Genomic DNA, 10,270 nt, shown 5'->3' with positions numbered 1-10,270 from the left:
AGGGCTAGAAGAAGTTAAAAATCAAACAGCCTCGGTGAATACAGTGTTCTCACCCAGCTTTTATGAAGCTAAAAATTTATTACTGATTTATATGCGTATTAATGGTATTGAGGGAGTAGAAGGAAGGCTTAGTAACGCAATACAGACAATGAAAAAGTAATTATATAGAGCGAGGTAATACGGATTTACAAGCACATCATGTTAAGCTAACGGGGAACGATAGCTCAATAAGCACAAAGAGACGGCAGTCGGTGAATGGTCAAGACCCCATTTTGTAGACAATGAAAAAAACCTATGCTGCAAGTCGATTTTTCCCACAGTGATCAAGAAGAGGCAATCAAGATCCAAATGGTAGACGCTGTTCATACGCTCGCTTCTGTCATGGGGGCGGAAACGAAACCTCTGATCACACCTACAGTGGTCCCGAGAGGGGCGAAGCGGGGACCTGCAGCATGGGCGATGACCCCGACACATCCGCAATGAACCGGTTCGGGCAAATCCATGTCGTACCCGGCCTATATATCGCGGATAACAGTGTTCTGCCGACTACCGGATCCTCCACCCCGACGCTTACGACCGTGGCCTTGGCCATCCGCACGGCGGATCATATAGTGCAGCAATTGAAATAGTTTCAGAGACTAAAGATCCTGAAGCATTGGATCACGTGCTGCTTTGGCCGCAATTACGCCATCTGAATAATTCGAATAATCCCGCTGAGGGTTGTGTCAGCGGGATCTTTTACTGCACAGAAAGGGCAGCATTTATGTCTTGTTATCCTCCCAGTATCCGGTGAAAAACCGTTTTAAGCAATGGTTTTTTAGTTCGCTGTTAAATCAATGCCGTAATCTTTCGCGAACACTAAATGAGTGTCGACCTTGACATCGTTACCGGCGGCTTGCAAATTGTACACCCGGGCGCCGCGCAGTCTGTTGCGCTCGGCACCTGCAAGCCCGTAGGCGCCAAAACCGGTACTTCCACAGTAACCGAGCATGATGCCGTAATAATTGCCGGAATACGTGTTGACATGGTCATGCCCGCAAAATACGCCCTTGACGTCGCCGCGTTCGAGGATTGCGGAAAACATGCCGCTGTTAATCGGACCGGGACATTCTTCCTCGTTCCGCTCGCCTACGATGCCGTGTTTTGCTACGGCTCTGGCATGATCGGCATCCGTTCTGCCATCTACGCTGGCGAACCACATAAACCGGTATTCCCACAGCGGGATATGGATGAACATAAGTGACGGGATTTTTCGGCCGTACTGCTTCTCAAGCGCCTCGGACGTTTCGTAATACCAGTTGACTTGGTTGGTTTTCAGCCAATCCCAAGTCGGATATCCGTCGAAGTTTTGACCGGCGATTTCCTTAGGTGCATACCGGCCACTGTCTAACAGCCACATATTAAATAAAGGTTCTTTGCTATCGTGTCCGCCGATGAGCAGATTCATATTCCCCGTACCAGAGACGCCTTTCACACCGTTCTCATTCCTGTTGTATTTATAAGAGCGGTAAATTTGAAGCATTGCTTCTTCATCCATGCCGCTGTTCGGCGTGGAATCCTCATCATGATTACCGAAGGTAATTGCCCAAGGAATTCCGCGTTCTTCCATTGGCACTGCTATATTATTGATCGCTTTCTTCACTTCGGCTGGCGTATCGGTGCCGCCGGTAATGTTATCCCCGTTTAAAACAACAAACCCCGGTTTCTCCTCATCCAGCACCCTCTCCATAAGCTGCACCGTGCGGGGATCGATATCCTCATCGTCCTGCGTATCGTTGAACTGAACGATTTTGAACGTGCCGTCCGATTTAAAATGAAGCTTGGCTTCTCCATTCGGCTTGTCTTTCGGTTTGTCATTCTCTTTCGCGAAAACAGTTCCAGAAAATAGATCCGAGGGAACTCCTGCCGCACCAGCCGTCAGTGCAAGCGCGCTCAAACCGCTTATTTTCAAAAATTCCTTCCTATTCATGCCCTTCTGTTCATTACCGCTGCTCAATTGAATACCTCCCGAAAAAGTAGTTCACTACATTTCCATATTAGGGGTTGAAATCTATGAAAATGTTTTCGGAGTGATAAGTTCATGTAAATCGCCCAAAACGAGCCGCAAGCCGTAGGTCCCGGGACGCAAGTAGCAACAAGCGTAGTGCGGTAGACCTTTAGAAGGCTAAAAAGAATCAAAGATACTATTATGTTTTTGGTGATTTGTCAGACTCCGATTCTAACTTCTCATTCGTTTCTTTTTTACAAGATCGCTCCAATCATGCAAACTTCTATGATCTTTCGTACGACCTCCGTTGGGACTCAGATGAAAATTACCTGCAATAAGCTTTCGGATTCATCCTAATTGGATCTAATGGGAATTCGCAATTGTATACAATACTTTTTAAGGAATGATTAACCTTCAGTACTATTTCACCTACGTTAAAGTATACCAAAATACAAAAAATCACTAGTTATTTTTATGCTGATATACGAGTCCGGCTACGATTATTTTGTTTTGGTTAATTCAATGCTGCAATGCATTGAAATGATATAATGTGACATGGATAATCGAACATTAAGGTGGGGAAATGACAAAAAATTTCAGGCCTTACAGAGAAGGTATTAGAAAAACATTTATCATTTATGCGCTAATCCCGGTCATCATTATAACGTTAACCAGTTATATCCTGACGTTTTCCAGCTTTTACAATACTATTACTTCACGGAACTACATGTACAATGTCCAAATAGCGAAAAAAATCGGAAGCATTGTAGGTTCTTATCAAAGGTTACATCGCTGAAAGATGGATTCCAAGTCATTGACCAAGAGGAGTCAGCGCCGGGTCAAATTCGGATTATTGCTGCCAATGTGGAGGCAAACCAAGGGGTACTTGCCCAGGGTGATTTGTTGACTTTCAAATTTACTGCCAAATCTGCAACGGAGGCAACGACAATTACAGTCGACAATGTTGTGATTGCCAACGGACAGGGGAATGAACTGAAGGTTGACGGAGCCTCCTACGAAATACAAATTAGTAAATCCGTTGACAAGTCACTTTTGAATGCTTTGACCGCAAGCGCTCAGGCCAAGTACGATGCAGCAGTGGAAGGCAATGGTCACGGCCAGTATGTGAATGGATCCAAAGCGCCATTGCAGTCGGCTATCACTGTGGCCAAAGAGACAGCAAACGATCCGAATGCCACTCAGCAGCAGGTGGATAACACGAAAGCTGCATTGGAAGCGGCCGTTCAAGTGTTTGACACCAAGAAAATCAATGCGGATGTCAATGGGGATGGAAATATTTCAATTGGAGACTTGGCTATTGTTGCAGCTGCTTACGGCAAACAACAAGATCAGGCGGGTTGGAATGAGAAAGCGGATGTAAACCATGACGGCAAAGTAGACATTGTAGACCTTGCCATTGTAGCCAAAGCGATCTTGCAATAAAATATCATCGAATATTATTGAATGGATATCTAAAGTGATCGCATTCCTAGCTGGAGTGACATAGGAAATTTTGCAGCAATGAGATTGACGATTGCGTAAATCAATAGAAGGGGCTATCCCAAAAGGTCTGAAACGACCTTGGGATAGCCCTTTTTAATATTACATTCTACTAGATCCTGCTGGATGCTAGATCAGGACTGAACCGACGGGGTGGATGTTTGTGTCCAAGGACAAAGTGGAAGCTTGGGTCGGCTACTATAAAGTGCTTGTTTAGCCGAATGCTGTCGAAAAGAGTTATCAATGCTGGGTAGCAGGAGGTTTGTAAAGTATTTTGACATTGCTTTTTAAAATATTGTAAATGTTCAGTATTCCCTATAATTGTATATTTTTTAGGATATTAAATGTGTAAGAGAAAATCTAATATAAAATCAATTGCATTAAACACTCTTGGACAGCTTGGAATGATCCTCTCTCTTCATCATTAGGCTGACCTGTAAAATTCGCACAGATCTTCTTTCTATCATAATTTTTGTCCGGCGACAATGGCGGCGCTGCAAAGTCTCTCGGGAAGTCAAATCGTATAAAGGAACGTGCAGATGGCCGGATCGGTTAAAGTTTGGATAGCAGAGCGACCATAAAGAAATAAAGTGGAAAAAGGAGGGCTAATCTTTTGGAATTTTGCTTATACGATATCAAACATGAACGGGTTGTTCTTATAGAAAACAATATACTCTCAGCTTTTAGTTTGAAGAATAAATACGGACTGTCCAGTGATATTTCTGTACTTCCAATCCTGTCAAGAGATGAGTATTTATCTTTTCCCGCTTCGTTTCGAGGAGAAGTTTACGGTGCCTTTTATTTACTTTATGAGGTTCCTGGTGTTTTGAAGCCAAGGTTTGATCAAGTTATTGTTCGGGATTAGGACATTGCCTCCAGTTTCCGGATAAAAGTGTTGGTAAAGCAGATAAAAACAATTAATTCGCAAACGTCTACGGAACATAAAACCGCAAGACAAAAGTATATTGTCGACAAAAATCATTTATTATAAGCTCCTTGCGACCTATCTTCTTGTTGATTTTCTTCAAATTTTCAGGAAGCAATTCAATTAGCATGATAGAGGAGTAAAAGTGATGCAAAAACCCTCTACTTGATCGATTTTCACGAGAAAATCCTGATCTAACCGCTATGATATGCGGTGACTATCACATAGCGACCTCCGTTTTATATTCAGCTATGAGACTCAATATTGCATGAACCATTGTGATGAAAAGCAGAACACAGTGGAATTAAAAACTCAATTTATTCAAAGGAATAGTGTTTCCAAGAGGGCTTGATATGAGCCTGAATGTTATCTTCATATAACTTTAAAAGTAGACTCATTGAATGTATCAGTGATCGTAGTTACGATGGCATTGGGGGTGATCATCTTGCAGTAAAGAATGAGTGAGAACAAGATTTGACGTTAACTGGCTAAGCAAGACGACCACTGATTATTACAAATTTTATAGGAGGTTCAATTCATGTTGGCTCTTAAAAAGGTTAAGAAGTCATTTCTAGCACTAACGATGGCTATAGCACTGATAGGCAGTACTGGCCTTAGTGCTGTCCTATTTCAGGGAGAAAGCTCTGCAGCAGGGGCGGAAAACTCTACGGATGGTCCGATTTTCAGCTTTATGTCAATGTCGGACACGCATACCAATCCAGGTAATACGGTTAATGCTGTAAGAGATGCTGTTGCTAATAATATCAGTTCAATGGTTTTAGTCGGGGATATAACCAATTACGGGGATACCGGTGAATACGACACCATAATAAATGCCATCAATTCTGTACAAGATCATCCAAAGGTGTATTATTCAATTGGAAATCATGAATATGATTGGATGTCGTTGTCGGATTTTGATTTAGCGCAGGACAGATTTAGACAAAGGGCAGAAATACCAGAGAGTACGGTTTATTACCACCGGGAAATAGAAGGCTATGACTTCATATTTTTAGGTTATGATACTAAAACGCCCGAAGGCGGTAATTTCGCGTACATGGGCGACGCTCAGTTAGCCTGGCTGGAAAGCACGCTTGCTGCAAATGCTGTTCCGGGCAAGCCGATTTTTGTGTTCAATCATCAGCCTATTTTCCAGACCGTATCCAGGACATGGCTGGCAAGCACTGATTTTGGCTCTACTACCATACAGGAACAGAAGTTCAGGAAGATCCTCGAAAAATATCCACAGGCTATTTTTACAACAGGACATCTTCACGACGATATTAAGCTACAAGGTAACTTGTACGCTGGGAAATTCTCTGCATTAAGAGACGGTGCCGTTGTAAATAATCAAGCTATGATTTTTGATGTATATAAAGACAAGGTTCATTTAAAGGGAAGGGATATAAGTAACAAAAAAACCATTTGGGAAGGTACGATAAGTTTGAACCCGAATACAACCGGCATATATGAAGCCGAGGATCGTGTATTCACATATGCAAGCCAAAGTGAAGATGTCAATGCGTCCGGCGGCAAGGTTGTGAAAATGAACGATGGAAGAGCATATATCGAGTTGCTCAAGGTTGACGGAGGCGCTACTGGCGGCAATAAAATATTAAAAATAAGGTATGCTACCGATGCTGCCAATGTTACCGAGGGATTATATGTAAATGGAACCTATATAAATGGAGCCAAAGTACAGACGCTCAGCTTTCCGACTACCGGGAGCATGAGCTCGTATAACGATTTGGCAGTACCTGTTGAGCTGAATCCGGGTCCAAATAACAAGATCGTCATAAAAAGCGATGGTACCGCAGCGGGCGTGAATATCGATAAATTCCAAATTATGGATAGTGCCAATTACAGCACGATGTGGGGATTTAACGGCAATGGAAATGACAGTATCGCGGATGGAATCAATGCAGTCTTGAATGGAAGTGCTGCCTATGATACGACCGATAAAATGGAAGGTTCAGCTTCGCTCAGCCTGAACGGTGCTGACGGCAATTATGCAAGCGCAGGCATTGCATCAACCAAAACAGACGATGTAACGCTAACAGCTTGGGTGAAATGGAATGGCGCAACTTCGGGATCGCAGCAGATCTTGACCAATGGCGACGGCCTCACCAATGGTTATTCCATCGTACTGGACCATAGCCAGGGCGATAAAGTGTCCATTGCGGTTGACGGACAGACGATTCTGGGATCGCAGACCGCTTTGACCGTGGGGAAATGGACCAACATTTCTGCTGTAAGTAGAAACGGCGTCTGGGAGCTGTATGTCAATGGAAACAGCGTACCTGTAACCAATAATGTGGCAGTTCCATCTACACCAACAACGGGAACGTATATAGGCGCAGACAGCAGCGGCAAACAAAGCTTCAACGGACGTATCGATGCCGTAAGGGTTTATAATCAAGCATTGTCTACAGAACAGATCAATGCAATTGCCAACGAGACCTCTAACGTTAATCTGCAAAGCATCGCAATAACGAAACTGCCAACAAAGTTGAATTACGTGATTGGAGATTTCTTTATTCCTGATGGGCTGGTTGTGACAGGCTCTTACAGCGATGGAACAACAAGAGTGGAGAACGTAACGTTAGATAATATTATGGGCTTTGATATTACCACTGCTAAATTGGGACAGCAAGTGACTGTGACTTTAGGTGGAAAGACAGCCAGCTTTAATGCAAATACGTATGCTGAATTGCCTGGTTCAGCATTGGTGCCAGGAAGGATAGAAGCTGAAAAATACAATTCGAAACATGGTGCTGTAATTAATGCTAATTCGGGTGGTGTTGGTTATATTGAAAAAGGCGACTGGATGGAATATAACGTAGATGTGGCAAAATCGGGACTCTATCAAGTAACTTACAATGTGTCAACAAAAAACAGCAGTACTAAAGGAGAGGTTGAATTCCAGGTAGATGGAGTACCTCAAAAGAGAACCTCATTCACAACCTCGGGTTGGGGCGATAATAAAAAATTTTCCGATGTGGTCGTACTGAGTGAAGGCTCACATAAAATAAGGCTGAATGTAACTGCAAGTAATTGGAATTTTGACTGGTTTGAATTGACAGAGACTCAAGAAAAAAAATTAAACAGCATCACAGCGCCTGCAGCCGTTACAGGTTTGGCCAACGGAACAGCAAAGACAGAGGCAGCCCTTGGATTGCCTGGGAAAGTAGCCCTTGTAACCGATTTGGGAAATGTGGATGCCAATGTGACATGGGATTTAAGCGGCATTAGCTACGATCCAACTGTGACGACGGAGCAGACCTTCACAGTAACAGGAACCGTAACCCTGCCTGTTGGGGTCGTAAATCCGAACAATCTACCATTGACAACAAGCATAAGCGTAACTGTAAACCCTGCCGCTGAAATACCTGGAAAAATAGAAGCGGAGAATTATCTTAATATGTCCGGGATTCAAACAGAAAACAGTTCGGAAGGGACAAAGAATGTAGGATGGACTGATTCGGGAGACTGGATGGAATATGTTGTAAATGTGCAAAAATCGGGATTGTACAAAGTAGATTACAGGGTATCAGTAAACAATGGTAATACAGGCATAGTCAATTTCTTAGTAGATAATGTTTCAACAAAAATAACATCGTTGCCGTCAACCGGAGGTTGGCAGACTTGGAAGACCGTATCCGACAAGGTTTACTTAAGTGCCGGCAAGCATACCATAAGGCTGGCCATCAATGCAGGCAGCTGGAACTTAAACTGGTTTGAGTTATCTGAATTGCCGCCAACGAATCTCATGAGCATCACAGCACCGGCAGCAATCACAGGAGTGGCCATCGGAACGGCAAAGACAGCAGAAGCTCTTGGATTGCCCATAAATGTAGTGCTTGTAACCGATTCGGGAAATGTGGATGCCAGTGTGAATTGGGATGTAAATAGTGCAAGCTACGATCCAACTGCCACGACGGCGCAGACCTTCACGGTAACAGGAGAAGTAACTCTGCCTATTGGAGTCACGAACCCGGACAGCGTTCCATTGACAACAAGCATTAGCGTATCTGTAAAGCCTGCCGAACTAGTAGCCCACTGGAAGTTCGATGAAGGCTCCGGTACAACCGTCGGCGATTCTTCAGGCAACGGCAACACCGGAACTTTGGTTAACAACCCGACTTGGACCGATTCGGGCAAGATCGGCGGAGCGCTTGCTTTCAGCGGCGGCTCAAGGGCCGAGTTCAACACTTCGGCGACTTTAAATCAAACGGGTAACGAGACCGTGACGTTGTGGTTCAAGACTAATCAACCTGCAACCGGCAACGTGAACCTTTTCCGTCACGATAGGCGTTTCACGGCCCTTCAAGTGACAGCCGGGGGTCAGGCTCGCGTGGCCTATTGGCCCAATGGTTCGTCCAGTTATAAATCGTTGGCGTTTCCATGGACCTACAACGATAACAAATGGCATCATTATGTGGCTGCCTACGATCGTGCACAAGGGCTGAAGATTTATGTCGACGGTAACGTAGTAGCAAGCGACGCAACGAATCTCGGACCGCTTCCGACTGTCACGAATAAAATTATACTGGGAGCCAACGAATCCGGCGGAGAAGCTTACAATGGACTGCTGGCCGACGTTCGCGTATTTAACGGCATGTTGACTCAGGCTCAAGTAACACAATTGATGAATGAAGGGCAAGGACTGACGCTAGAGAGCATCACACCGCCGGCAGCACTCACAGAGGTGGTCAACGGAACAGCTAAGACGGCAGCAGCCCTTGGGTTACCTGCAATCGTAGAACTGGTAACCGATAATGGAAACGTGAATGCCAATGTGACATGGGATGTAGAAGCTGCAAGCTATGATCCAGCCAAAAAGACTGAACAGACGTTCACTGTAAATGGAACGGTAACCCTGCCCGAAGGTGTGGTAAATTCGAACAATGTAGAATTGACAACGAGCATCAGCGTGACTGTGCTGTCTGCACCAACAATGCCTCAGTCTACATTGTCAGGTTTACAGCAGGTGAGCGCTGGTCAAACATTTGATGTAAAGATGGGATTGACCGGCGTAACAGAAAGTGTATACCAGCGAATGTATGCCCAAGATTTTACTTTACATTATAATCCAGTAAATTTGCAATTCGATTCGGTTACATCGCTGAAAGATGGATTCCAAGTCATTGACCAAGAGGAGACAGCGCCGGGTCAAATTCGGATTATTGCTTCCAGCGTGGAAGCGAACCAAGGGGTACTTGCCCAAGGCGATTTGTTGTATTTCAAATTTACAGCTAAATCTGCAACGGAGGCAACAACAATTACGATCGACAATGTTGTGATTGCCAACGGACAGGGGAATGAACTGAAGGTAGACGGAGCCTCCCACGAAGTACAAATTAGTAAATCCGTTGATAAATCACTCTTGAATGCTTTAATCACAAGCGCTCAGGCTAAGTACGATGCAGCAGTGGAAGGCAATGGGCACGGCGAGTATGTAGATGGATCCAAAGCGCTATTGCAATCGGTAATCGCTGCGGTCAAAGAGACAGCCAACGATCCGAATGCCACTCAGCAGCAGGTGGATAGCGCGAAAGCTGCACTAGAAGCGGCCATTCAAGTGTTTGACACCAAGAAAATCAATGCGGATGTCAATGGGGATGGAAAAATTTCTATTGGAGACTTGGCTATTGTTGCAGCGGCTTACGGCAAGCAACAAGATCAGGCGGGCTGGAATGAGAAAGCGGATGTAAATAAAGACGGCAAGGTGGATATTGTAGACCTTGCAATCACAGCTAAAGCAATTTTGCAATAAAACAAACCCGCACTTATGTTTACTTTAGTGAAATTTAGGATGGGCCGGTAATGAAATGGGGGGGGGGAGATCTATTTTCTCC

Annotated in this window: 5 protein-coding genes and 1 pseudogene; 5 read left to right on the top strand and 1 reads right to left on the bottom strand. The window is 44.4% G+C overall.

All coding sequences use genetic code 11. From position 1 onward, the window contains the following. The first annotated feature begins 294 nt into the window (after positions 1-294). Together AC0YN6_RS20825 and AC0YN6_RS20820 are read left to right on the top strand one after the other, a co-directional pair. Positions 295-483 carry a hypothetical protein gene (locus tag AC0YN6_RS20825; protein WP_475749192.1) on the top strand — a complete coding sequence of 63 codons (189 nt, stop codon included), beginning with the start codon at positions 295-297 and terminating at the stop codon, positions 481-483. Then, positions 435-629, top strand: a pseudogene (locus tag AC0YN6_RS20820) (GMC oxidoreductase); the annotation flags it as partial. The gene AC0YN6_RS20825 and the pseudogene AC0YN6_RS20820, both read left to right, overlap by 49 nt. Positions 630-817: 188 nt before the next feature. On the opposite strand, the gene AC0YN6_RS20815 reads toward AC0YN6_RS20820, so the two are convergent. Beyond that, positions 818-1,996, bottom strand: a complete 1,179-nt coding sequence (locus tag AC0YN6_RS20815) for a metallophosphoesterase family protein (RefSeq protein WP_475749191.1) — start codon at positions 1,994-1,996, stop codon at positions 818-820. A 618-nt stretch (positions 1,997-2,614) separates the two neighbouring features. On the opposite strand from AC0YN6_RS20815, the gene AC0YN6_RS20810 reads away from it, so the two are divergent. From AC0YN6_RS20810 to AC0YN6_RS20800, 3 genes are all read left to right on the top strand, one after another. Then, positions 2,615-3,430: a dockerin type I domain-containing protein gene (locus AC0YN6_RS20810; protein ID WP_475749197.1), complete on the top strand. Its 816-nt coding sequence runs from the start codon at positions 2,615-2,617 to the stop codon at positions 3,428-3,430. Positions 3,431-4,100: 670 nt separating this feature from the next. Next, complete coding sequence (locus AC0YN6_RS20805; protein ID WP_475749190.1) at positions 4,101-4,352, top strand: hypothetical protein; 252 nt, start codon at positions 4,101-4,103, stop codon at positions 4,350-4,352. A gap of 598 nt (positions 4,353-4,950) precedes the next feature. Next, positions 4,951-10,188 carry a carbohydrate-binding protein gene (locus AC0YN6_RS20800; RefSeq protein WP_475749189.1) on the top strand — a complete coding sequence of 1,746 codons (5,238 nt, stop codon included), beginning with the start codon at positions 4,951-4,953 and terminating at the stop codon, positions 10,186-10,188. The last annotated feature ends 82 nt before the right edge of the window (positions 10,189-10,270 follow it).

Source organism: Paenibacillus sp. J22P15 (assembly GCF_056269345.1).
The sequence above is the reverse complement of the archived record's forward strand: the minus strand, read 5'-3'. Positions and strand labels throughout refer to the sequence as shown.